The organism is Actinomycetospora corticicola (genome assembly GCF_013409505.1).
Classification (GTDB): domain Bacteria; phylum Actinomycetota; class Actinomycetes; order Mycobacteriales; family Pseudonocardiaceae; genus Actinomycetospora; species Actinomycetospora corticicola.
The window spans coordinates 448,570-470,721 of record NZ_JACCBN010000001.1; the positions used below are offsets into that span (position 1 = coordinate 448,570).

The 22,152-nt window shown below is 69.5% G+C and carries 26 protein-coding genes and 1 tRNA gene; 14 read left to right on the forward strand and 13 right to left on the reverse strand.

Going from position 1 to position 22,152, the window contains the following annotated elements; genetic code table 11:
• Positions 1–73 precede the first annotated feature (73 nt).
• Complete coding sequence (locus tag BJ983_RS02180) at positions 74–616, reverse strand: Uma2 family endonuclease (protein ID WP_179792294.1); 543 nt, start codon at positions 614–616, stop codon at positions 74–76.
• 62 nt (positions 617–678) lie between these two features.
• Between BJ983_RS02180 and BJ983_RS02185 the strand changes: the two genes are divergently transcribed.
• Positions 679–1,476, forward strand: a complete 798-nt coding sequence (locus tag BJ983_RS02185) for an enoyl-CoA hydratase-related protein (RefSeq protein WP_179792295.1) — start codon at positions 679–681, stop codon at positions 1,474–1,476.
• Positions 1,477–1,531: 55 nt separating this feature from the next.
• Here the strand turns inward: BJ983_RS02185 and BJ983_RS02190 are convergent, their stop codons facing one another.
• From BJ983_RS02190 to BJ983_RS02200, 3 genes are all read right to left on the reverse strand, one after another.
• Positions 1,532–3,169: a DUF7800 domain-containing protein gene (locus tag BJ983_RS02190; RefSeq protein ID WP_179792297.1), complete on the reverse strand. Its 1,638-nt coding sequence runs from the start codon at positions 3,167–3,169 to the stop codon at positions 1,532–1,534.
• 14 nt (positions 3,170–3,183) lie between these two features.
• Positions 3,184–3,819 carry a hypothetical protein gene (locus BJ983_RS02195; RefSeq protein WP_179792299.1) on the reverse strand — a complete coding sequence of 212 codons (636 nt, stop codon included), beginning with the start codon at positions 3,817–3,819 and terminating at the stop codon, positions 3,184–3,186.
• 97 nt (positions 3,820–3,916) lie between these two features.
• Positions 3,917–4,075, reverse strand: coding sequence for a hypothetical protein (locus tag BJ983_RS02200; protein ID WP_179792301.1), 159 nt, complete (start codon positions 4,073–4,075; stop codon positions 3,917–3,919).
• 172 nt (positions 4,076–4,247) lie between these two features.
• Between BJ983_RS02200 and BJ983_RS02205 the strand changes: the two genes are divergently transcribed.
• Positions 4,248–4,325, forward strand: a tRNA-Ile gene (locus BJ983_RS02205).
• Between the two features lie 63 nt (positions 4,326–4,388).
• Here the strand turns inward: BJ983_RS02205 and BJ983_RS02210 are convergent.
• From BJ983_RS02210 to BJ983_RS02240, 7 genes are read right to left on the reverse strand one after another with little or no spacing between them, the layout of a single operon-like run.
• Positions 4,389–5,561 (reverse strand): site-specific integrase, encoded by a 1,173-nt coding sequence (locus tag BJ983_RS02210; RefSeq protein ID WP_179792302.1) that lies wholly within the window; start codon positions 5,559–5,561, stop codon positions 4,389–4,391.
• A 2-nt stretch (positions 5,562–5,563) separates the two neighbouring features.
• Positions 5,564–5,755, reverse strand: coding sequence for a helix-turn-helix transcriptional regulator (locus BJ983_RS02215; RefSeq protein WP_179792303.1), 192 nt, complete (start codon positions 5,753–5,755; stop codon positions 5,564–5,566).
• A gap of 3 nt (positions 5,756–5,758) precedes the next feature.
• Positions 5,759–6,109 carry a hypothetical protein gene (locus BJ983_RS02220; protein WP_179792304.1) on the reverse strand — a complete coding sequence of 117 codons (351 nt, stop codon included), beginning with the start codon at positions 6,107–6,109 and terminating at the stop codon, positions 5,759–5,761.
• A complete protein-coding gene (locus BJ983_RS02225) occupies positions 6,106–6,327 on the reverse strand; it encodes a hypothetical protein (protein ID WP_179792305.1) in 222 nt (73 codons plus the stop codon). The genes BJ983_RS02220 and BJ983_RS02225 overlap by 4 nt, the downstream gene beginning before the upstream one ends.
• Complete coding sequence (locus BJ983_RS02230; RefSeq protein WP_179792306.1) at positions 6,324–7,538, reverse strand: hypothetical protein; 1,215 nt, start codon at positions 7,536–7,538, stop codon at positions 6,324–6,326. The genes BJ983_RS02225 and BJ983_RS02230 overlap by 4 nt, the downstream gene beginning before the upstream one ends.
• Positions 7,538–7,900 (reverse strand): WhiB family transcriptional regulator, encoded by a 363-nt coding sequence (locus tag BJ983_RS02235; protein ID WP_179792307.1) that lies wholly within the window; start codon positions 7,898–7,900, stop codon positions 7,538–7,540. The genes BJ983_RS02230 and BJ983_RS02235 overlap by 1 nt, the downstream gene beginning before the upstream one ends.
• Positions 7,897–8,295 carry a hypothetical protein gene (locus BJ983_RS02240; protein ID WP_179792308.1) on the reverse strand — a complete coding sequence of 133 codons (399 nt, stop codon included), beginning with the start codon at positions 8,293–8,295 and terminating at the stop codon, positions 7,897–7,899. The genes BJ983_RS02235 and BJ983_RS02240 overlap by 4 nt, the downstream gene beginning before the upstream one ends.
• Positions 8,296–8,407: 112 nt before the next feature.
• On the opposite strand from BJ983_RS02240, the gene BJ983_RS02245 reads away from it, so the two are divergent.
• From BJ983_RS02245 to BJ983_RS02260, 4 genes are all read left to right on the forward strand, one after another.
• Positions 8,408–9,829 (forward strand): helix-turn-helix domain-containing protein, encoded by a 1,422-nt coding sequence (locus tag BJ983_RS02245; protein ID WP_179792309.1) that lies wholly within the window; start codon positions 8,408–8,410, stop codon positions 9,827–9,829.
• Positions 9,830–10,495: an HAD hydrolase-like protein gene (locus tag BJ983_RS02250; protein ID WP_179792310.1), complete on the forward strand. Its 666-nt coding sequence runs from the start codon at positions 9,830–9,832 to the stop codon at positions 10,493–10,495. It begins immediately after the preceding gene.
• A gap of 1 nt (position 10,496) precedes the next feature.
• Positions 10,497–11,615: a YaaC family protein gene (locus BJ983_RS02255; protein ID WP_179792311.1), complete on the forward strand. Its 1,119-nt coding sequence runs from the start codon at positions 10,497–10,499 to the stop codon at positions 11,613–11,615.
• A gap of 125 nt (positions 11,616–11,740) precedes the next feature.
• Positions 11,741–13,165 (forward strand): PIN-like domain-containing protein, encoded by a 1,425-nt coding sequence (locus tag BJ983_RS02260; protein WP_179792312.1) that lies wholly within the window; start codon positions 11,741–11,743, stop codon positions 13,163–13,165.
• A gap of 35 nt (positions 13,166–13,200) precedes the next feature.
• On the opposite strand, the gene BJ983_RS02265 is transcribed toward BJ983_RS02260, so the two are convergent.
• Entirely contained in the window at positions 13,201–14,388 is a 1,188-nt protein-coding gene (locus BJ983_RS02265; protein ID WP_179792313.1) for a hypothetical protein, read from the reverse strand.
• A gap of 719 nt (positions 14,389–15,107) precedes the next feature.
• Between BJ983_RS02265 and BJ983_RS02270 the strand changes: the two genes are divergently transcribed.
• The 8 genes from BJ983_RS02270 (at position 15,108) to BJ983_RS02305 (ending at position 20,657) form a co-directional block, all read left to right on the forward strand.
• Positions 15,108–15,431 carry a hypothetical protein gene (locus BJ983_RS02270; RefSeq protein WP_179792314.1) on the forward strand — a complete coding sequence of 108 codons (324 nt, stop codon included), beginning with the start codon at positions 15,108–15,110 and terminating at the stop codon, positions 15,429–15,431.
• A gap of 469 nt (positions 15,432–15,900) precedes the next feature.
• Positions 15,901–16,308, forward strand: coding sequence for a hypothetical protein (locus BJ983_RS02275; RefSeq protein ID WP_179792315.1), 408 nt, complete (start codon positions 15,901–15,903; stop codon positions 16,306–16,308).
• A 299-nt stretch (positions 16,309–16,607) separates the two neighbouring features.
• Positions 16,608–16,808: a hypothetical protein gene (locus BJ983_RS02280; RefSeq protein WP_179792316.1), complete on the forward strand. Its 201-nt coding sequence runs from the start codon at positions 16,608–16,610 to the stop codon at positions 16,806–16,808.
• Between the two features lie 330 nt (positions 16,809–17,138).
• Positions 17,139–17,414 carry a hypothetical protein gene (locus BJ983_RS02285; protein WP_179792317.1) on the forward strand — a complete coding sequence of 92 codons (276 nt, stop codon included), beginning with the start codon at positions 17,139–17,141 and terminating at the stop codon, positions 17,412–17,414.
• A 288-nt stretch (positions 17,415–17,702) separates the two neighbouring features.
• The gene (locus BJ983_RS02290) at positions 17,703–17,906 is read left to right on the forward strand and encodes a hypothetical protein (RefSeq protein ID WP_179792318.1); all 204 of its coding nucleotides are present in this window, start codon (positions 17,703–17,705) and stop codon (positions 17,904–17,906) included.
• A gap of 410 nt (positions 17,907–18,316) precedes the next feature.
• Positions 18,317–18,697, forward strand: a complete 381-nt coding sequence (locus BJ983_RS02295) for a hypothetical protein (protein WP_179792319.1) — start codon at positions 18,317–18,319, stop codon at positions 18,695–18,697.
• 263 nt (positions 18,698–18,960) lie between these two features.
• Positions 18,961–19,194: a hypothetical protein gene (locus tag BJ983_RS02300; RefSeq protein WP_179792320.1), complete on the forward strand. Its 234-nt coding sequence runs from the start codon at positions 18,961–18,963 to the stop codon at positions 19,192–19,194.
• A gap of 23 nt (positions 19,195–19,217) precedes the next feature.
• A complete protein-coding gene (locus BJ983_RS02305) occupies positions 19,218–20,657 on the forward strand; it encodes an AMP-binding protein (protein WP_179792321.1) in 1,440 nt (479 codons plus the stop codon).
• Here the strand turns inward: BJ983_RS02305 and BJ983_RS02310 are convergent.
• Complete coding sequence (locus BJ983_RS02310; protein WP_179792322.1) at positions 20,617–22,143, reverse strand: putative bifunctional diguanylate cyclase/phosphodiesterase; 1,527 nt, start codon at positions 22,141–22,143, stop codon at positions 20,617–20,619. The two genes, BJ983_RS02305 and BJ983_RS02310, sit on opposite strands and share 41 nt — an antisense overlap.
• Positions 22,144–22,152 lie beyond the last annotated feature (9 nt).

Genomic DNA, 22,152 nt, shown 5'->3' on the forward strand with positions numbered 1-22,152 from the left:
CGGTGGCCCTCCCACCGACACCCCACGGCGACCATGATCAGGAGAGCACAGGGGTCCGACAGTCACGTCCGGATCAGGTCAACGCGTCGAGATCGAGCGTCACGCCGAGTTGCAGCGCCGCCGTCCCGCGGTGCACCGCCACCTGCCGGTACCCGCCCTCCACGAGGGAGAACTCGGTCAGCTCCACCGGCGGCCCCGGGTCGACCACCAGGTAGGTCGGGATCCCGGCGTCGGCGTACTCGTGGAACTTGACGATCCGGTCGAGCCGGCGGCTGCCGGGTGAGAGGACCTCGACCGCGGCGAGGACCTCGTCCGCCGTCCACCGCGGCACGGTCGCGGAGACGTCCGGTCCGACCAGGACGACGTCGGGCGCGCGCACGGTGGCGGCGGGCGCGTCCTCGATCACGACCTCGACCTCGGGGAACGCCTCCCACCGGCCGTCGGCGCCGTCGTCGAGCTGCGTGAGGAGGCGCTTCACGATGCGTTGGTGGACGGGGAGCGGCTTCGGGGCCACCAGCAGGACTCCTTCGGCCAGCTCGATCTGCCGACCGGAGTCCTCGGGGAGCGCGTCCCACTGCGCCAGGTCGAGGAGGTGGCCGGGATAGACGATGGACACGAGGCTCACACTCCCTTCGACGCAGCCCAGCCTAGAACGGTTCCACCTGGCAGGGTCGGCCCGTGACCTCCCCGATCCGCGTCGAGACCGGCACCGACCCCGCCCTCGCGGTGGTGACCGTCGACCACCCGCCGCTGAACCTCTACGACCGTGAGCTGCACACCGCACTCACCGAGGTCGTGACCCAGCTCGAGGCCGAGCGCCCCCGCGGAGCCCTGTTCCGCGCCGAGGGGAAGGTCGTCAGCGGCGGGGTGAACGTCCGCGACTCGTTCCTGCCGATCGCGCAGAACGGGGACGTCGAGGCCGGGACCCGCTACTTCGCCGAGCTCGTCGAGCTGGGGGAGCGCGTCCACCGCCTCCCGTTCCCGACCGTCTTCGCCGCCCACGGCCTCACCCTCACCTGGGCGTTCGAGCTCGCCCTCGCGTGCGACCTCATCGTCGCCGCCGAATCGGCGAGCTTCGGGCTCATCGAGGCCACGGTCGGCCTCACGCCGGCGATGGGCGGCACGCAACGCCTCGCGGAGCGCTGCGGCCAGGGCCGCGCCAAGTACTTCGTCATGACGGCGGGTCGCTTCGGCGCCGCGGAGATGGAGCGCTGGGGCGCGGTCGACCGGGTCGTTCCCGACGACGAGCTCGACGGCTCCGCACGCACGCTCGCCGCGGAGCTCGCGGCCGGCCCGACGGTGGCGCACGCCGCCACCAAGGAGATCCTCGCGTCGCTGGCCGACGGCGGGCTCGACACCGCCAACGCCCGGACCGCGGGCATCGCCGGGAAGCTCTTCGCCACCGCCGACCTGCGCGGCGCGATGGACTCCTTCGTCGAGAAGGGCCACGGGCGTGCCGTGTTCCACGGCAGGTGAGCAGAAAGTGGGGCTATAGCCCCACTTTCTGCTCACGGGCGCGAAAGCGCACCCCCTACGTCAGCGGCAGCACGCTGATCGGCTCCAGGCCGCCCTCGCGGGTGGAGCGCTCGAAGCGGACCCGGGCGCTGCGTCCGGTGAGCTCGAGGGTGGCGATCGCGTTGCCGAAGTAGGGCCCGCCGATCGCGTCCCAGTCGACCGGCTCGGGCGGCACGCCCCAGCGCCGCCCGATCCGGCGCGCCACGCGGGTCGCCGACCGCGTCCAGCCCGCGGAGAACACGTACTCCATGAACCAGGGCACCGCGTTGCGGACCGGCGACGCGGTGAGCTGGTAGACGTGCGAGTGCGTCGGGGTCGGGAACGTCGCCCGCGCCGCGTAGCAGTGGTGGACGTCCCCGGACAGCACGCAGATCGTCGCCGGCGCGGCCGAGGACGCCGCGGTGCGCTCGACGAGGCGGGCGAGCCGGTCGAACGACGCCCGGAACGCCGGCCAGTGCTCGAGGTCGACCGCCTGCCGGAGCCACTCCGCGACCCGGCTGCCCCGCGTGGCGGAGCGCTCGTCCATCGACTGCACCTGGCTGATCGCGGGCGGCATCAGCCAGGGGATCGACGAGCCGATCAGCACGTGGTCGAGGTCCGGTGCGGCGGCCTCCTCCTCGAGCCAGGCGAACGTGTCGTCGTTGATCATCAGCCGGTCGTCGTCGTTGAGCACCCGGCCGCACCGCGAGTCGACCATCAGCAGGCGGGTGCCGCCGAGGTCCCAGTGATAGCTCCAGCGGATGCCCGCCGGCCGTCCGACGGCGGCGTCGGCCCGCGCCGCGAACTCCTCGAGCACCGGGTAGGCGTCGCCCTCACACGCCATGACCTTGCGGTAGACGTCGTCGGACTCCAGCGTCGCCGGGTCCATGTTGCCCAGGTGCTGGTAGACCCAGTACGAGGCCAGCCCCGCCCGGATGCGGGTGGGCCACCAGTCGAGCTGCGCCATCTCCTCCCGCCACGCCTGGGAGGTGTTCCAGTCGTCGCGGATGTCGTGGTCGTCGAAGATCATCGCGACGGGGGCGGTGGAGAGCAGCCAGCGCACCTCCGGGTCGCACCACGTCTCGGCGTAGAGGTGGGCGTACTCCGGATAGTCGGCGATCTCCGTGCCGGCGCCCTCCTCGGCACCGCGGCGCTCCCGGATCCACCGCTGCGTGCGGGGCGTCGTCTCGTCGGCGTAGACCTGGTCGCCAAGCAGGGCGATGACGTCGGGCAGCTCGGCGGCCGCGGCGTCGGCGTCGGGCGCGGCCGTCACCCGGCCCAGCAGGCGGGCGGCGTACGCGTCGAGGGCGTCGACCCCGAGGGTCGCCTCGAGCTCCGGGTCGCCGGTCGGGGGGTAGCGGCAGGAGCCGAACACGACGCGCCGGGTCCGGTCGCCCGAGACGTCGTCGCGGGTGCGGATGCGCGACGGCGGGAAGCCGTCGACGGGCCAGATGCGCTCGCCGTCGAGGTGGACCTCGTAGGTCTGCACGCTGCCGGGCTCGAGGTCGCGCACCACCACGAGCGCGTAGTGCTCCCCGCACACGGTGAACGTGGGGGCCGCATGACCCAACACCTCCACCGTCCCCGGGTGGTCCACCTCGACCCACACCGTCGCCGTCGTCGTCCCGACGTGGCGCAGCAGGGGGCCGAGGACGAGTGCAGTGCTGTCGGTCACCCCGACAGCGTGCCTCACGACGGCTCGGTGAGCCGCTGCAACCGCCGCTGGACCTCGTCCAGCCGCGCCTGCAGGAGGGTGACCTCGGCGGAGAGCAACGGGATCTCGGCCTCCGGCGGCAGCGCCGCGGACCCGCTGTCGGGACCGCTCAGGGGGGCCAGCGGGGCCAGCACGGACCGCTCCGCACCCTCGTCGACGGTGACCGGAACGCCCGCGAGGCGCGTCAGCTGCTCGAGCGAGAGGACCGCGCGGCGCCCCGCGCACTCGCGGCACACCGCCTCGAGCCGGCGCCACCCGACGATCCCGCCGCCGACGTCGTCCAGGGCCGCCGCGGTCCGTCCGCAGCGGCAGCGGCCGAGGTGCACCGAGCGCACCGTCTGGCGCTGGTAGCGCAGCCCGAGCTCGTAGGACACGTAGCGGCCGGACGCGAGCACCTCGAGCAGCACGCTGCGCTCGTACTGCTCGTCGCAGGCGAGACCGCGCGCCTGGTCGGCGTCGTGGAAGCAGTAGAAGCCGCAGTCGCACCAGGTCGAGGGACAGCGGTGCCGCGGAGACTGCACGCACACCGCCTCGGCCACCGTGCCGTAGACCTGGCTGCGGCCCAGGGCCACGCCGTTGAACCCGACCGCGGTGCCGTCCGCGGACAGCATCGGGTAGGCGATCTTCCATCCGGGCAGGGCGGGCCGCTGACCCGCCTCCGCCCCGTCGTCCGGCTCGGCGCGGCCGCGCCGCGAGAGCGGGCGCAGCTCAGCCCCCGGTGCCGATCGGGTCGGGCGTGCGCGCCTCGGCGGGCTCCGCGACGGGCTCCGCCGTCCCGACGACGGGTGCGGGCGTCCGGGGCTCGGCGGGGACCGGGGCGGGCGGGTCCTCCGCGACACCGGAGGAGAGTCGACGTCCCAGGCGCATGGCTGCCTCCACGAGGTCGGGTCCCGTCGATGGAACGCCGCTCGTGCGCGGATGTCCAGAGATGGCACGTGATCGCAACGAACCCGGCCCCGGGACGCTGATCGCCGACCCGGGACCGGTCGCCCGATAGGGTCGGCGACGCGGCGTCCCCACCCGGTGCGCGGGCCCGCACGGGGCAGTAGCTCAGCTGGTCAGAGCAGCGGACTCATAATCCGTCAGGTCGTCGGTTCGAGCCCGACCTGCCCCACCATTTACCCTGGTCAGCGACCTGCGCTAGGTCTGCTACCAACATCAACACCCACTTTATCCCCACTTATTGCACGCTTTCCTCGTCGAAGCCTGATCCGAGCGCGGCGTCGAAGGCATCTGCCGCCGCCCGTCCGTCGGCCCGCTTGTCCATGTAGACGTCCTGGGTGATCGAGGGCCGGGCGTGCCCGATGTGCCCGGCGATCGCGCGGGCGGAGAGCCCGGCCTGGTCGAGGATCGTGGCGGCGGTCTTGCGGAAGACGTGGCTGGTGACCCACTCGTAGCCGGCCGCGTCGAGGGCCTCACGGAGCCGGGCGCCGGTGTTCTGCGGGTCGCGCCAGGACCCACGCCCGAGGTCGTGGCCGCGCGAGTTGGGGAAGACCATCGAGGTCGGGACCACGTCGTCCGGGCGTCGCTCGCAGAGCATCTCCACGACGAAGGCGGGCAGCGGCAGCAGGCGGCGCGCGGCGAACGTCTTGCCCTCGTGGCGGACCAGCCCCACCCGCTTCACGCGCACGATGTTGGCGACGATCGCGACCTCGCCGGCCTCCCACGCCACGGCGTCGTCCTGGAGCGCGATCACCTCGCCGATCCGGGCGCCCGTCCCGAGCATGAATCGGCAGAGGTCGGGCAGGTCCCGGCGGTACGCGTCCTCGTCGGCGTCGAGCTTGGCCAGCAGGTCGACCCGCTCGGCGCGGACCAGGGCGCGCACGGTCGAGGTGGTGCCCTCGATCCGCCCGGCGTCGCGGACGGGGTTGGTGGGGATTGCGCCGAGGCGGGCGGCGTACCCGAGCACCCCGGAGAGGACCGTGCGGATGCTGCGGACCGTGTTGGCCGCGAGCCGGATCTCACAGGCGCGCAGGAACGCGTCGACCCGCGCCACGCTCGCTTCCCGCAGCCGCAGGGCGCCGAGGGCCGGGACGACGTGGTTGCGGGCGTGCAGGGCGTACGTGTCGTACGTGGTGCCGCGCCGGCGCCGCTTGACCTCCTCCAAGAACAGGGCCACGACGTCGGCGATCTTCGAGTCGCCGGTCACGGCGCCACCGGTCGGCGTGGTCCGCTCCTGCAGCGCCTTCTTCAACGCCCGTTCAGCAGCCGCCCGGGACCGACCGGAGCGCTCGACCTCGCGCGTGACGCCGTCCCCGTCGCGGACCTTCGTCTTGGCCCGGAAGCCGCCCGAGGCCAGCTCGTAGGTGCGGACCTTCCCGTGGGTTCCGACCGGCAGCGGTGGACGGCCCATCCTCAGGCCACCTCGTCGGAGAGCCCGTCGAACCACGCTTCGACGTCGGCCGGGTCGAAGCGCACGTAGCGGCCGACCTTCTTGCCCTTCGGGCCGTAGCCCTGTGAGCGCCAGGCGTAGATCGTCTTCGGCGGCACCCCCAGGAACTCGGCGAGGTCCTGGACGGTCCAGAGCTTGGCGAGACGAGGGTTCATGTCTCAGTCCTCCGTGATGAGTCGGCCGAGGTGGCCGAGCTGGTTGTGGGCGGTGGTGAGCTGGTCGTGGAGCGGGCCGAGGTGGCGGTGGGCTTCGACGAGGGCGTCGTCGGCGCGGTCGAGGGCCTCCGCGGGGTCGCGGCCGCGGTCGTCGTAGTGCGCGGCGACCTCAGCGCGGCGCAGGGACCGTGCGAGGTAGTCGAGGAGCTGGGGCAGCCGCCCGGTCAGCTCGACGAGGTTCCCGACGACGGCGAAGGCGCCGGGGCCGTCGACCAGGCCGTGGTGGGAGGCGTGGCAGGCGTCTCTGAGTGCCTCGGCGGCGCGTTCGACATCGCGGGCGACGGGGTGGCTCATCGCGCCTCCTGGACGTTGGCGGCGCGGTCGGCGGCGGAGCCGAGTTGGCGGGCGAACTCGGCGGTACCGGAGGTGACGGCAGGCCCGAGTGCGGGGATGGCGGCGAAGAGCAGGCAGACGGTGACGATCCCGGAGAGGGCGGCGGGGCCGGCCTTGTGGCTCTTGGCGAGCAGCAGGGTCACGAGCAAGGCGATGACGACGAAGGCGGCGAGGTTCACGACGCCCTCCTGCCGTGGCGTGCGATCCGGTCGCAGAACTCGCCGTAGTCCCCGAGGTAGGGCGCGCGCAGCCGGGTGCAGTCGTGGCCCGGAGCCGATAGGTAGGCGATCCCGGGGGCGCTGTTGGCGTGTTCGGGGCCGAGCTTGCGGGCGTCTTCGCCGTGGAGCATGACCAGCGATTCGCCCGGCACGCGGAAGGAGAGGCGCAGGGCGAACTGGTCGCGGGCGTAGCCGCCTCCGACCGCGTTGGCCTCGAACCGCTGGGCCAGCATCAGGACCCGGAACGCGGCCTTCCGGCCCTCCGAAACGAGGCGGAGCACCGCGGAGGTGATCCGCTCAGCGAGCTTCTTGTCCTTCGCCTGGGCCGCCCGCAACAACCCCGGGAACTCCTCCAGCACGACGAGGACGAGCGGGGTCGTCGTGGTCGGGATGATCTTGTCGCGGCGCGGCGGCATGGTGTCGAGACGGCGGTCCATCTCGGCGACGAGCCGGTCCAGGAGCGCGGCGTGGGCGAGCAGGTCGCGGGTGCCGGTGGTCTGCCAGTCGTGGTGAGCGGTGCCGGTCCAGGCGCGGCCTAGGACGAGGCCGGTGATGTCGGAGCCCGCGATGAGGACGTCGGGGGCGGCGCAGACCTGGGCGAGCAGGCCGTAGGTGAAGGCGGACTTCCCGGCGCCGTTCTGTCCCTGGACGGCGAGGTGGGCGGCGTCGGCGAGGGCGTGGCCGAGGGTGACCCCGTCCTCGGCGCGGCCGAGGATCACGGTCTCGTCGGCGCGGGTGGTGATGAGCCGGCGGAGCGCGAAGCCGTCGCGGAGCGGGTCGGAATCGAGCAGGACGATGCGGACCCACCGGCCGCCGATCGGATCGACGCGCAGCCCGTGGAAGCCGAGGGAGTGGGCGAGCCGGAGTGCGTGTTTGGTGATGTCCTCGGGCTCGCCGCCGGGCAGCAGCTCCGTGGTGAACGTCGTGCGGCCCCTGACGACCCGTAGCGCGCCGAAGCGCGGAGTCCGCACGGTGAGCCCGGCCGCGACCGAGATGTACTGGCACAGGCCGACTCCGGCGCAGGCTTCGCGCCACAGCCCTCGCAGGTCGTCCTCGAGGCGGGCGTGCGCCTCGAGTCGGCGCTGCTCGGCCCAGCGGGCGCGGAGGCCGTCGAACAGGCCGCGGCTCCCGCGCCAGTCGCGATGAAGCGGCCGGGTTGCAGGGGTGGTCATCACGCGGCCCTCCGTTCCTGGCAGCGGGTGCAGAGGTCGCCGTCGACCGCAGGTAGGGCGAACAGCAGCGAGCAGGCCGGACACATCGGTTCGGCATCGGCGACCGAGTCCGGGACGCCGGCCAGGCGTCCGCGACGGATGGCGCGGCGATCGGTGGGGGTGGTGGCGGCCCAGAGGCCGTGTTCCTGCCCTGTGTCGAGCGCCCAGCGCAGGCAGTCCGTGGAGACCTGGCAGCGCGAGCAGATCGGCGCGACGGCCATTTTGTGGCGCGCAGCGATCAGGCTGGTGTCGTCGTCGGTAGGCGGGAAGAACAGCTCCGGGTCGGCGTCGCGGCACGCGGCCCGGGCCTGCCAGCCGGTCACGCCGCCTCACCCTCAACAGCGCGACGACCCCGGGCGGGAGCAGTGGCGGGTCGGATGGACTCGGCAGAGAAGGCGACGTCGACGCCCTTGCCGCCGTTGCGGGCCTGGCGGACCTTGGCGACCAGGCCGACGAGCTCCACCGGGGCGTAGGGCGCGAGCTCGGGGACCTCGTGGGAGATGACGCGCACGCCGTGCAGCTCGTGGCGGCCGTCGCGACCGGTGGGGAGCATGACGTCGTAGACGCGGACCGGGGCGCCGGTGGCCTCGTCGATGAGCGGCTGGCCGGAGGAGCGGCGTCCGGCGGGGGTGTCCTCCCAGCGCTCCATGGTCTGGGCGTGGCCGGTGGCGACGCCCTGCATCAGGTTGGTGTCGATGGGTGCGTTGAACTCGAACATGGACCAACCGTGCTGGCGAATGCCGGTCGTCTCGTAGTCCGTGGAAGTCGTCCCCGCCTAGTCCCGGAACTAGTCCCTACGAGCGCAGTCGATCATTTATGCTAGATCCGAAGTGTCCAGAGCTATCGGCGGTGAGCAGGACATGTCCGGTGTTGAGAACTGCCCTTCGTTGAAGGCTCTGCGACAGCAGCGCCGCTGGACGCAACGCTTCGTTGCCGAACAACTCCAGGCGCTCGCGTTCCACAAGTACAAGGATCGCTCGGCTGCCGTGAACGCGGACATGGTCTCGAAGTGGGAACGCGGGGAGAAGGGCGTGAGCCCGTTCTACTGCGATCTACTCTGCACGCTTTTCGAATCGGATGCCGCGACCCTGGGCCTGCCCGTCGCGGCGCCCCCTCCCACCACCTCGTCTATGGTTGCGTCCGAGCACGGTGCAGACATCGACCTGGCCGGAGCAATGCAGGAGACCTCAGCATTGCTCTCGCAGCTCGGTCCTGCGGCCGTCCTGCTTGAGCCGAGAATGGTCGATGTGTGGAGGAGCGAGGCAATGCGCCGCAGGACGTTGTTGAAGCTGGCCGGGCTGGCGCCTGTCGCTCCTGCGGTGTCAAAGCTCGGGGGCCGGTCCACGTCCTCGGCGGTTGCTTCTATTCGCGACCTCGACGACCTGGCCGACCGATACCAAACGCTCTACCACTCCGCGAGACCGGCGACGCTGATCCAGCCCGTCCTCGCTCACCTCGAAACCGTCGGCGACGCGGTCCGTAGCGCGCGGGATGCGGTATCACGGACGAAGCTCCTGGCCAATCGGGCGCGCGTGTCGTTGCTTGCCGGCCGCCTGTCGTTCTTCGACCTGGACGACCCCATGTCCGCTCGCGGCTACTACAACCTGTCCGTTGAGGCAGCGTCAGAAGCGGGCGACCGGCACCAGGCCGCCGCAGCACTAGGGCACATGGCATTCATCCCGGCTGCCGAGTACGGCATGTCCGCCGCGCTCCAGTACCTCGACGGTGCGAAGTCGCAGGTTGAGCGTGACCCGCACGGTCCACTGACCTCATGGGTGCACGCCATCGAGTCCGAGTTCCACTCGCACGCGGGCAACCATGGCGCAGCGCTGCGAGCCATCGACGAAGCGAAGGCCGCTTACGCGTCCACAGCGCTGCAGCGCGATCTCAGGTGGTTCGATTACTTCGACGAGAATCGTTTGGCTGGCTTCGCGGGCTACGCCAATCTGCAGGCGGGTCGTTACGACGACGCGGCGACCGAGCTGCACGACGCACTCGACCTCCCAATGTCCGCAATTAAGCAGCGGTCGGTGTTCCTCGCCGACCTAGCGACTGTTCATCACTACGCAGGTGACCTGGACCGCGCCTGCCAGATTGCAGGAGACGCAGCGGACGAGCTGCGCCGTGCCGGCTACGCGCCTGGAGTTGGTCGCCTCCGTGAGTTCCATGATCTAGTCTCGCCGCACAGCTCAACGCAGGCTGTCCGGGTCTTCTCCGAGCGGCTTGCGGCCCTGCAACTGGAGGAGGCCTAGGTGCCCATTCGCGCTGTCTGGTTCGACGTCGGCGAAGCACTGATCGACGAGACGCGCGAGTACGGCACGTGGGCGGACTGGCTCGGCGTGCCTCGGCACACATTCTCAGCGGTTTTTGGTGCAGTTATTGCCCGAGGAGAAGATTATAGATCTGTCTTCCAGCATTTCCGCCCCGGCTTTGACCTGGCGAAGGAACGACAGGCTCGTTTGGAAGCCGGCCAAGGCGAGTATCTAAACGCACTAGACCTTTACGCGGACGTTCGGCGCTGTTTAACTAGTCTCCAACGGGCCGCGTTTTTCGTCGGCGTCGCAGGAAATCAAACAGAGAGAGCTGGACGATTCATTCGCGAACTAAATTTGCCGGCCGACGTTATCGCCACCTCCGATGATTGGGGTGTCGCTAAGCCTGACCTGGCATTCTTCACCAAGCTAATCGAAGTATCGCAATGCTCACCAGCAGAGATTCTCTACGTCGGTGATCGACTGGACAACGACATCTCTCCGGCTTCAGCCTCAGGCATCAAGACCGCGTTGATCTGTCGAGGACCCTGGGGAAAGATCCTTTCCGCCGATTCCTTCGAAGTGAAACCCGATCTCATACTAGATAATCTCGACGAACTGGTGGGGGCTCTCTGCGGTGCAGACCCTTCCAGAAACGGGCTGTAGGGTGTCGGAATTCCGGACATTCTCTGGGTGGCACGATGCTGCTCTTCTCGGAACGCTCGGCAGTGAGCTTCGGGGATGGCAGGAAGCCCCAAGCGCCCAGATAGTTTGGAATGAAATTGACTTTCTATCTTCAGTTAAGTCAGCCGGAACTAACAGGTTTACGGGGACACAAAAGGAGCGCAACCGAAAATGGCAGGCGGTAAACGATTTCACTCGACAAGCCAAGGCCTATTACGACGCGCTTGAGCACGTGCGAGGTACTTCTAGAGCGCTCCTCGCTTACTACGCCTTCCTGAACCTCGCAAAGGCGGAACTGGTCCACTCCCATCCCGACCAAGTGATCGAGCAAAAGATTAAGCATGGGCTTTGGTTCGATGTTGGTCGTCAGTCGACCATAAGAAGTGATCAAGTAAACGTGCAGGACGGCGTCTTTCGTCTCCTCTACGAAGCCCGCACGGGCGAAGTGCTGACGAGAGGATCGACTTTGCAGGTTCAGCGCCTACTCGGGCACGTACCTGAAGTCGGACACGAATACTACCGCGCATTCGGGGACCGTAGCTCAGTGGTCCGTGGTTGGTGCCGGATTCTGCAAAACGGCTCTGCCGCTTGGCCGGTGCTCCTTCTAGATTGTTCTCGGCGCGACCTAGACAAGATCGGCGGCTCGAAGCGTATAGAGGCTTCTTTCGAGCACGTCGAACTTCCACCGAACTGGCGACTGTTCGCTGCGAATATTGGGGCCCATACTCGTCCGCAGATCGTCCTACAGAGCAAGAGAACTTTTGATATCGCTAGTCCTAGATGGGGATACGACGCATTCCATTGGGCTTGCGCAGCGCTGGGCAACCGCGTGCACATGGCCGTCGAGAACAATGCCGATTTTCTCTACGTGCCTGACCTTCTAAAGTCGCGCAAGTCAGCAATGCCGCCATCTTTAGCCCGGTACGCTATCATGTTCTACATATCGTCGCTGGTACGCTATCGGCCTTCTCGACTAAATCCTGAACGGCAGCAGCTAACTGTGTGGCTGCTTGAGGCTTTCGCACAACAATCCCCCCTCTTCATGCTAATTGATTCGCTAGCTGGCCTCGATCAAGCTCCGCACATGTTTAACATGCTTTGAGTGAGACACGTCCATTGCTCCCAGGACCTTCGCGACAGCTTGAGCTTAGTCTCCCCATAACGGAGCTGCGGTGCTACTGACCTAGGGGGTTTCGCTTCGCTGTTCCTGATGCTTAAAATGATCAGGTGACATCGGAATCGGAGCACGAGCTCTCAAGGAGCCTCAGGCGCAACTACTGGTCATGGACTGGCATGAAGACGTCGGTAGGTCAGGAGCAGATCACCGAGGGCATGGTCGTCTTCGATACGAATACCCTACTCGCGCTCTACGAAGTGGGAGCAAGTTCGCGTGGGGAGATTCTTGCAGTTCTTGGACTCCTGGGAGACCGTCTTTGGTTGCCACATCAGGTCGCGCTTGAATTCTCTCGGAATCGAAGGCGAGTCGTTCTCGATCGAGTAAGTAGATTTAAGAAGGCAACTCAGTCGATCAGGAGTGCAACTGCTGAGGCGGTCGACGTCCTGGAGAAAGCGGTTGGCGTTGTAGTCTCGTTGCGGGCCAGAAACCGCACCGCTCGTTCGTGGAGCGCGGCAGACGTCGGTCTAGACAGAGAATCGCTTGCACAGAGGCTTGAGGGGGCGCTTGGCGCAGCGCTAGCTGAAGTGCGAGCGTTAGAAGCAGAGCATGACCTACGTCCCGTGGATGTTTCTGGACTCGACCAATTGTTCGAAGAAGTCGATTCACTTACGGCTGGCCGAATTGGCGCACCTCCGTCCTCTAAGGTCTTACGTGACCGAGTTAGAGAGGCACTAGATTTCCGATATCCTAATAGGATTCCGCCTGGATACCTCGACCGCGGTAAGGCGACTGAACTAGAAGGTGCCGGAGACTACTTACTGTGGCGCGAAATTCTTGATGAGGCCAAGCGTCGCCAGGCCTTACAGAGTCGTGTACTTCTCGTCACAGACGAGGAGAAGCCAGATTGGTGGGTTATAAACGAGCGAGACGAGATATTGCACGCGCGACCGGAACTAGTGCAGGAGATGGAGTCGGAAGCTCCCGGAACTCAGCTGACCCTGATTTCGTTGTCGGCGTTCCTTCACGCCGCCCGCGAATACCTAGCTGCCAGCGTTTCTGACGAAACAGTGGAAGACGTGGTGGCTAGCGTTTCGAGAGATTCCACGTATGATTTAGACGTCCAATTCTTCGAATTATTGCGGAGTCGATCCTCGGCGTTTCTAGACAATCTCCGGCATCTGTTCCTAGCAATGGGGTACTCCGTTGATGAACGTCGGACCAATCGAGATGAAGGTTTCGATCTGATCCTTATCGACCACACGGGCCCGCTGCCACGCACTGTTGGTGTCGAAGTCAAGATGTACTCGCGACCGGTTCCAGCCCAAGTTCTTGACCAAGCGGTCCGGATGGCCAGCCGCGCTAGTGTGGACGAAGTCATTATCGTCACGACAGGCCACTTCTCATCTCGCGCTAGAAATCTGGCCGAATCTCGTGGCGTTCAACTAATAGATGGCCGGGAACTAAGACGGCTCCACGAGGAATGGCTTCCTCGCGAAGAGCTTCCCCTAGAATTGCCAGAAGTCGATGATGATTAGCTGTCAGTGTCGTACTTATACTCGCCTGCCGCAACTCACGCCCCGAATCCTCGGAGAATCGATCGGGAATCATCACGCATGCAGTCAGGTTGGACTTGCACGCGCGAAGGACCATCGCCGGGTTCGGCGAGGAACCAGGCCAAGCCATAAGTATCTAGCCACCTTCGGGCGCCATTGACGCCGTCACGTTCGGCAGCGGCGAGCAATGTGGTCTCCCGGCGAGCAGCAACGATTGCTGCCCAGGCGTCGCGGGGAACCGCAATGCGTTCCTCGGCCTCCTGGTCTTCGGCGGCGATCTCTTCGTCGCTAGTTTCCTTCCCAAGTCCGGCAAGTGCGCGCAGGTCCCGGCGTCCGGTGGACCAGGTGAGCTGCCGCCGGCCGTCCGAAGCTGCCTCCCATTCCCACCAGCGAGCCATGTCGCCGGCCTCGTAGGTTTCGATGGTGTCGCCGAGGAGCTGCATCGGGGTCCGCCCGCCGTGGCGGTGTCCTTCCTTGCGATGCCCGGAGGTGACCTCGTGGGCCATCTTCGTGAAGTAGTCCGCGAGGTCCCCGTCCCCGAGCTGCGCCCGACGCAGGTCCCACCCGTGCTCCGGGGACGCTGAGAACCCGCGCCGTTCGAGGGCGCGAGACCAGCGACCGAACACCCGGGGGCCAAGTGCGGCGCGGGCCAGGTCGGCAGAGACCTGCTCCCGGAAGCACAGCAACACGTGGACGTGCACATGCCACCCGTTCGCCCCGTGGGTGACCTCGACAGCGCGAGCCCACCCGAGGAGCCCTCCGAAGCGTTCGGTGTCGGCCTGCCACATCGCTCCAGAGGTGACCGAGCGCCAGGCGTACGAGAGGACGTCCCAGCCGCCCTCGGAGGCGTCGAGCTTGGCTAGCTCGTCGTCCTCGCGGGCGGCGGTGTCCTCGTCAACGTCGTCCCCGGCCTGGCGGGCGAGGTCACGGCGCCACGCCCGGTCCTCCAGCTCAGTCCGTCGGGCTCGTTCGGGGCGGGAGAGGCCGAGGCGGTCGCCTCGGGTGTGGCGCATGGTCAGGGTCAGCAGGAACGCCGACCCGCCGAGGTCGTCGACGGTGCGCATGACAGTGGCGAGGTCATCGGCGCGGCGGGTGGCGATCTTCGCCGCGCACACCGGGCAGGACCACACCGACCCACACGTGGTGAGCCCGCCATAGGCGGCGGAGCGGGAGCCCGACGGGTTCGTGATCACCCCGAGCGTCACCCCCGACTCGCTCGTGGTCGACGACCCGCAGGTCCGGATGCGGCGCAGGCCTGTGAACCTCTTCAACGACCGGCGGCGCTCCCACCGCGACGCCCGAGCCGTCTGGGCCTGGACCAGCTTGTCCGGAGCAGCTGAACCTTCGCGGCGTCGGCGGTCGGGACGAAGAGTTGTTACCCCTTTACCGAGAGCGGGCCGGGTCACCGTGCACCGCCAGCCCTGTACGGGGCCGGCGCTGACGCGCCGGGGGCGCCCGGCCCCTGCGGGCCGGGCACGCTTCCCCTCCTGTCTTCGACCCGGGGCGCGCGCCCAGCCCGGGGGCCCGGCACCACGACGACGACAGCACCAGGCAGCGCCACGACGGCGAGCACCAGGACGACGAGCCCAGCTCGAGGCACAGGGACAGCACCCGCCGGGCCGTGACGCACCGCAGGGCAGTTCAAGGCCACGCGGCCAAGAACCCCGAGGAACCGGCTTCGCCGGGCTGCCGCGTCGGCGGCGGCTGAGTTTGAACGGCCGTCCCTCACCAGCAAGGGCCGCAAACCATCTTCCCCGCCAGCAGACGAGGACCTGGGGGCTACGGGGGAGGGGCGGTGAAGATCGTTTGCTTCCTCCCTTGCTGGCGAGCCTCCGACGGCCGAACGGGCCGCAGGCGCGGTGGAGCCGGGGACGGCCCCACCCACAGCGCCCGCCGCCGACACGGCACACCACCGGAGGCCCCCATGACCAACCTCGCCGCCCTCCTCGACACCTGGCAGCAGTGGAACGCCCACCACGTCATGGCTCACGTCCCCGCGCACGAGGCAGGGGAGCCGGCCGTCAGCGCCCTGGAGGCGTTGCGGGACAGCCGCGAGCTCGTCGAGCTGCTCAGCGGGTGGCAGTGGCAGGCTGTCCACGCTGCTCGGCGTGACGGGACGAGCTGGGAGCAGATCGCCGCCACGAGCGGGACCACGGACGAGCAGGCCCGAGCGGAGTACGTGGCCGTGCTCGACCGTCAGGAGGCCGTCCTCGGCCGGGACGTGCGCGCCTACCGCGAGGTCCTGTGACAGCACCACGTCGCGTCGGAGGGATGCCCCTTTCGCAGGAGGCATCTCGGAGGGGGCATGTCCCAATCCATCGTGTCCGATACGATCGGGCACGGTCGTTCTCGCGGCCACTGTCCCCCCGGTGGCTGCGGGGGCGGCCGCTCCCACGTCGGCGCCCTCGTACCGATGCGCAACCACGCACGGACTCGACGGAGCGCCGGCAGCGCGGTCCCGCTCGACGTTGAGCAGCCAGCGTCCGCGGGACCGCGCCTGCACGAACCCGGCGCGACGCCGGTCACGACGAGCGCCGACGACTGACAGGAAGCGTTGCCACATGAGCCGCCATTCGGGTGGCGACACGACTTCAAACCTCCCGTTAGACTCGGTTGTGCACGACCGGAGTCCGGGGGCTCCCGGCAGGTGTTGCGCCCGGCGCACCTGCGCTTCGACGGAGGGAGCCCGCGAGGTGGCAGAACCCGCTGAGTGCACGTTGCTGGAGTTCCTCGACCGGCCGCAGACCGAGCCATCGCCGGAGTGGATCGCAGCAGCGACCGACCGGGACGGGCCGCAGAGCCAGTCCGACCGCGCCGAACAGGTCCTCGCCGTCCGCCGCGAAGCTGAGAACACCGAACGGCGCTTGGCGAGTCTCCGCGCCCGTCCGGACGCCTCGCGCGACGACGAGGTGGTGGGCATCCTGGCCGCCGCGTTCAACGTCAGCCGGGCCCGGGCGTTCGAGTGCCTGCTGTGGATCAGCCAGCAAACCGGGACACCCGTCCCGACGGTGGCCGACCAGTTCATGGCTCGCGTCGAAGTTCTGGGCACGAACGCCCACGACCGGGAAGCGCTCCTCGGGCTGCTGTCCAAGCTGGCGGGACCGGTCAACACCTCTGCCCGCTGAACAACAGGATCGGAACGGCCGCCACGGGGTCGAGCAAGATCCATGCAGCATTGAGGCAGCACGAGCCCCAGCAGCAGGCTCAGCGGCTCTGGACGTAGAAGCACAAAACAGCGGGTCAGCGCCCATGCGACGGCAGTGGGGGAGACCCCGGAATCGACCGCGGGCCCGTTCACACCGAAGAGGACGCTCGCACTCGCATGGTCGGCGTGGCAGCGCAGAGCCCGCGCCGCCGGAGGAAAGGCCCCGGAGCCCGTCCGCTTGCGCTGGCGGAACGTTCGGAGCGTCGTACGCTGCCGACCGTGTCGAGGTGGCTGCGGTCGTGGAAGGCGTCCGCGCTCTTCGCCGCCGTCTTCCTCGCTATCGGAGTCTCTTGGCTCGCCGTGGGCCTCTATGACGGGGAGTCCTGGTTCCTCTACCTGTGGTTCGGCCTCGCCGCGCTCCACGGGTACTTCGCGTGGCGGGACTATCGGCACGAGCACGGGTCCGCTGCGCGGCGCTAGAAGGGAGCGGGTGCTGCGGAACGTCGGCACCCGTCGCGGTGGCCAGGGAGCCCTACGGCGCGGGACCCGGAACCAACACGGAACGCCGAAGTGGACGAGGCATCGAAGCAGCAGCATCGTCGCAGGTGAAAGGGCGTCCCTGACGTCAGCGGTCAGGTACTGCGCAAGGACGTCAGCGCCTGCCGCGCGGTGCTTTGAGCTGCCGGGGACGCGGCTGGCCAACGCCCTCAGGCATCGACCAGTCCTCGGCGATACGAGCTTTTCGGTCGGATTGCCCGTAAGATCTTGGTTCGCCGGTGCCCCAGCGGCACTGCAGGGAGGAGCGCCGCCATGCTCGCAATCGTCCTGGCCGTGGTCATGATCGCGCTCGTGCTCGTCGGGGCGGTGAGGATCACCTACCAGCGGCGTCACCGCGATGCCGATGTCGAGCCTCGCGAGGTTCCCAGCGGCCCGGCCATCGGCTACGTGCCGGGTTACATGCCGGGAATTCAGCAGAAGGCAGAACGGCGCGAGGAGGTGGCGACCGAACTGGTCGAGCCCCCGCACCGTCGCGACGCCGCCGTCGACCTCGACTCGAACACGGTGCGCGTACGCCGGAGTTCGTGATCCCCGCTCTGCCGGCTTGCCGGTCCAGCCCGTAGCCGGTGCAAGATCAATGCAGCAATGAGGCAGCACGAGGCCCAGCAGCAGGCCGTGAGGCGCTGGACGTAGGAGCACGAAACAACAGGTCAGCGCCCATGCGACGGCAGCGGAGGAGACCCCGGAATCGACCGCAGGCCCGCTCACACCGAAGAGAGCGCCTAGATACTCCGCAGGAGTCCAGCTAGGCAGAGTTCGCGCAGTCCGTCCCAGGTACTGCGAGCCGGGTGATTCGAGAGGCCTACGGTGCTCGGCATGGCCCGCTCTCGCCGGACGCTTGCGCTGGCGTCCGCTGCTGTCCTCGCGATCATCGTAGCGGCCATCGTGTTGGACACGCTCGTAGGTAGCGACCTCGTCATGTGGGCCGGGCTGGCGCTGGTCGTCGGCGCCTGGACGATAATTCTGGTCATGCTGGCGCGACGCTACGGATGGCACAGCGGAGGACCAGGAAACGGCTGAGGCAGCGTCTACCCCGGCGCTGCCTAGGGCTGGAGCCGATCCAAGATCGTCTCCCCACCTTTCCCCCACGGAAGCGCGAGAAGTGGGCGCAACCGCTCGGTAGGAGCGTTGAGCAGTCGCCAGACGTTCCAGCAGCTCACAGGCCACATCACGGGCCGCCGGCAGACGGCCGGTTGCTCCGACGCGACATCCGTCAGGTCGTCGGTTCGAGCCCGACCTGCCCTACCGTCCCCCGCCCGGCCGTCGAGGTCCGGCCCGCCCGGGTCGTGTCGACGGCTCGGCACCTCCCTCTCCGGGGTCCTGCTCCTGGGGCCCGCCGCGGACGACGGGGTGTGCCGTGCGCGCCCGAGCGGGTATCGGCGGCAGCGCCACGGGGGTCTCCCGACGCGTCGTCGACCGGAAGGACGCGTGTGCAGGAGCGTGCCCGGCACGTGGTCCGCTACCGCCTGCGGGACGCGGCAGTGGTCCGCGACCACGTGCTGCAGTCGGTGCTCTTCCGCGAGCTCGTCCACCAGCGCCCGGCCTGGCTCACGTGCGCCACGTACGAGCTCGACGGCCACGGACGGGCCCTGCTGCTCGAGGTCGACGACCTGGCCCGGCTCCGGGGGAGCGCGGCCCTGAGCTACTACCTCGACGGCCTCCCCGGGCGGTGCGAGGAGCCCTATCGCGGACTCCTCCCGGACTCCGCCGTGCCGCCCGCCTCCATGCTGGTCGGGTGCTGGGACCCGGTGCACGACCAGTGGTGCGTGCCCTACCGCGGCCGGCCGGAGGAGGTCGAGCCCTTCGCGTGAGTCACCCGGACGGAGCAACGCCGGTCGAGGACCGACCCGCCACACGATCGGGTGGTCACGGTCTCGTCGCGGTCCGCGTTCGCGGGCGTTCCGCGCTGGTTCACCGGAGTGATCACGGCACGGGTGCCGGGCGTGTCATCACGGAACGATCACCGCCGGGCCCGCGGTCGTACGGAGATCGGGCGAATCGGGGCGTCGTCCCGGCCGGCGGCGCACTGCGGCCGCGCATCAAGTCCACGGACCGGGCGGCCGTCGAAGGGGACATGACCGTCTCCCTCGACCACCTCGCCGTCCCGACGTCCCGCGAGCCGGCCTCCGGCGCGTTCCCGGCCGTGCGGTCCGGGATCCCCGGTGCGGTCGCCGCGCTGCGGCAGGCCGTCGCGGACGGCACCGTGCACCACCACGGGACCACCCCCGTCGTCGCGGTCGTGCGGGCGTGGGCCGCCGGCGGCGACCTCGAGGCGCAGCGGCACGCCTGCCCCACCTGCGGCGGCTGATCCGAGGGGGCAGGCTCCCGGGCGTGATCCCCGAGCCCGCCCTCCCCGAGCACCCGACCCCGCTGGGCACGCGGCTGCGGGACCTCGCCGCGGAGGCACCGGGCGCGCCCGCGGTCTCCGACGGGGACGCCGCGTTCACCCGCGACGAGCTCGACCGGCACACGAACCGGCTCGCGCGCACCCTCGCCGCGCGCGGGGTGGGGCGCGGGGACCTCGTGGCGATCGCGCTGCCCAACACCGTGCACCACGTCGCGGCCAGTGTCGCGGCGTGGAAGCTCGGCGCGGTCCCGATGCCGCTCTCGGCCCGCTTGCCCGCCGCGGAACGGGACGCGGTCCTCGCCGTCGCGCGACCCGTCGTCGTGATCGACCGGGAGCTCCCCCTGGAGAGCGCCGACGACTCCCCGCTCCCGCCGGTCGTCGGCCCCTCCTGGAAGGCACCCACCTCGGGCGGCTCGACCGGCACCCCGAAGGTCATCGTCGCCGGGCAGGCCGCGTGCACCGAGCACGTGCTCGCTCGCACTGACGGCCTGCGGATCGACCGGGACGGCGTCTTCCTCGCGACCGCCCCGCTGCACCACAACGCGCCCTACATGTTCAGCCTCATGGCGCTCCTGCAGGGCCACCACGTCGTGCTCATGCAGCGCTTCGACGCCGCCCGCACGCTCGAGCTCGTCGCCGAGCACCGCGTCACCTGGCTCTACCTCGTGCCGACGATGATGTCGCGGATCCTGCGCACCGTTCCCGACGCCGGGTGGGGCGGCCTGGGCAGCCTGCGCACCGCCCTGCACGTCGGGGCGCCGTGCCCGCCGGAGGTCAAGCGCGGCTGGCTGGCGCGGCTGCCGCGCCCGGAGATCCTCGTCGAGCTCTACGCGGGTACCGAGTCGCAGGCCAGCGCGATGATCGACGGGCGGGACTGGCTCGCGCACCCCGGCTCGGTCGGCCGCATCACCCGCGGACACGTGCGGATCACCGACGACGAGGGCCGCGAGGTACCGCCCGGCGTCGTGGGGGAGATCTGGATGCGGCCGGAGGGCGCCCCGACCTACCGCTACCTGGGCGCCGAGCCGCGGGCCCGCGACGGCTGGGAGTCCCTCGGCGACCTCGGGTCCTTCGACGACGAGGGCTACCTCTACCTCGCCGACCGGCGGGCCGACATGGTCGTGGTCGGCGGCGCCAACGTCTATCCGGCGGAGGTGGAGGCGGCCCTGCTCGGGCACCCGGCGGTCAGCGACGCCGTGGTGGTCGGGGTCCCCGACGACGACCTCGGCCGCGTGGTGCACGCGGTGGTCCAGGCGGACCCGTCGTCGGGACCGGAGCTCGGGCCGGAGCTGGAGGCCCTCGTGGCCGAGCGGCTCAGCCGCCACAAGCAGCCGCGGGGGTACACGTTCGTCGACCACCCGCTGCGCGACGACGCCGGGAAGGTCAGGCGCGCTGCCGTCGCAGCCGCGCTCCCAGCTCGGTAGCCGCCACCGGCGCGCTCCAGTGATAGCCCTGCGCGTAGCGGCAGCCGAGCCGGCGCAGCGCCTCGGCCTCACCCGCCGTCTGGACGCCCTCGGCGATCGGGACGAGGTCGAACGCGTGCGCCATCACGAGGATGGCCGCGGTGATCCGCAGCTGGTGCTCGTCGACGTCGAGGTCGGTGACCAGCGAGCGGTCGATCTTCACCTCGTCGACGAAGGCGCGGCGCGCGTAGCCGAGGGAGGAGCTGCCGGTGCCGAAGTCGTCGATCGCGACGCCCACACCCGCCGTCCGGAGCCCCTCCAGCGCCTCCCGGGTGAGGGCGTCGTCGCCGAGGAGACGGTGCTCGGTGATCTCGAGGGCGACGTCCTGCGGGGCGAGGCCGTGGCGGCGGGTGCAGTCCACGATGTCCTCGACGAAGTGCGGCGCTCGCAGCTCGACGGGGGAGACGTTGACGTGGACCGTGAACGGCTCGTCGCCGAGCACGTCCGTCCGCCACCGCGCGACCTGCGCCGCGGCGGTCTCGAGCACCCACAGGTCGAGGGCGGTGATGAGGCCGGTGTCCTCGGCGACCGAGAGGAACAGGTCCGGCGTGAGGAAGCCGCGCTCCGGGTGCCGCCAGCGGGCGAGCGCCTCGACGGCGACGACGCGGTCGGTCTCCAGGTCCATGATCGGCTGGTAGAGGACGACGAGCTGGCCGGTGATCAGCGCGGTCCGGAGCTCGTCGGCGAGCCGCGTGCGGGCCTGCGCCTCGCGGCGCATCGCGGGGGCGAACACGCTGACGCCGCCCCGCGAGCGGGACTTCGCGCGGTACATCGCGGTGTCCGCGTCCCGCAGGAAGTCGTCGGTCGAGCCGCCGCGTCGGGTGCCCATCCGGACCCCGACACTCGCGCTCACCCAGCAGGTCCGCCCCGCCACGACGACGGGGGCGGCGAGGGTGGCGCGGACCCGCTCGGCGACGTCGAGGGCCTGCTCCGAGGTCGCGTCCTGCAGGAGGATCGCGAACTCGTCGCCCCCGAGGCGGGCCACGGTGTCGGTCTCGCGCACCACGCCGCGGAGCCGGTCGGCCACGGCGAGGAGCAGGGCGTCGCCGACCTCGTGGCCGAAGCTGTCGTTGACGGCCTTGAACCCGTCGAGGTCGAGCACGAGCACCGCGGGGACGGCGGCCGACCGCTCGACCTCGCGGAGCCGCTCGTGGAGCAGGGTGCGGTTCGCGAGCCCGGTCAGCGGGTCAGAGTGCGCCAGCAGCTCCAGCGCGGCGTGCGCGTCGGCCAGCTCCCGCGTGCGCGCGCTGACACGGCCCTCGAGGTCGTGGGTCAGCCCCTGCAGCTCTCCGGCGAGCATGTTGAGCCCGACGACGATGGCGTCGATCTCGTCGGACTCGTCCGTGGGGTCGAGGCGGGCGTCCAGGCGTCCCGCGGCGAGCTCCACCACGAAGCCCGCCAGCTCGTCGAGCCGCCGGGCGAGATCCTCACCGGTGTGCGCGGTCATCAGGGCGCC

Coding starts and splice junctions, on each gene's coding strand:
- BJ983_RS02195 (WP_179792299.1), bottom strand. CDS start 3,819: ATGCTGTCCGCGGACGGCACCGCGGTCGGGTTCAACGGCGTGGCCCTG.
- BJ983_RS02200 (WP_179792301.1), bottom strand. CDS start 4,075: ATGCGCCTGGGACGTCGACTCTCCTCCGGTGTCGCGGAGGACCCGCCC.
- BJ983_RS02210 (WP_179792302.1), bottom strand. CDS start 5,561: ATGGGCCGTCCACCGCTGCCGGTCGGAACCCACGGGAAGGTCCGCACC.
- BJ983_RS02215 (WP_179792303.1), bottom strand. CDS start 5,755: ATGAACCCTCGTCTCGCCAAGCTCTGGACCGTCCAGGACCTCGCCGAG.
- BJ983_RS02220 (WP_179792304.1), bottom strand. CDS start 6,109: ATGAGCCACCCCGTCGCCCGCGATGTCGAACGCGCCGCCGAGGCACTC.
- BJ983_RS02230 (WP_179792306.1), bottom strand. CDS start 7,538: ATGACCACCCCTGCAACCCGGCCGCTTCATCGCGACTGGCGCGGGAGC.
- BJ983_RS02240 (WP_179792308.1), bottom strand. CDS start 8,295: ATGTTCGAGTTCAACGCACCCATCGACACCAACCTGATGCAGGGCGTC.
- BJ983_RS02270 (WP_179792314.1), top strand. CDS start 15,108: ATGACCAACCTCGCCGCCCTCCTCGACACCTGGCAGCAGTGGAACGCC.
- BJ983_RS02285 (WP_179792317.1), top strand. CDS start 17,139: ATGCTCGCAATCGTCCTGGCCGTGGTCATGATCGCGCTCGTGCTCGTC.
- BJ983_RS02290 (WP_179792318.1), top strand. CDS start 17,703: ATGGCCCGCTCTCGCCGGACGCTTGCGCTGGCGTCCGCTGCTGTCCTC.
- BJ983_RS02300 (WP_179792320.1), top strand. CDS start 18,961: ATGACCGTCTCCCTCGACCACCTCGCCGTCCCGACGTCCCGCGAGCCG.
- BJ983_RS02310 (WP_179792322.1), bottom strand. CDS start 22,143: ATGACCGCGCACACCGGTGAGGATCTCGCCCGGCGGCTCGACGAGCTG.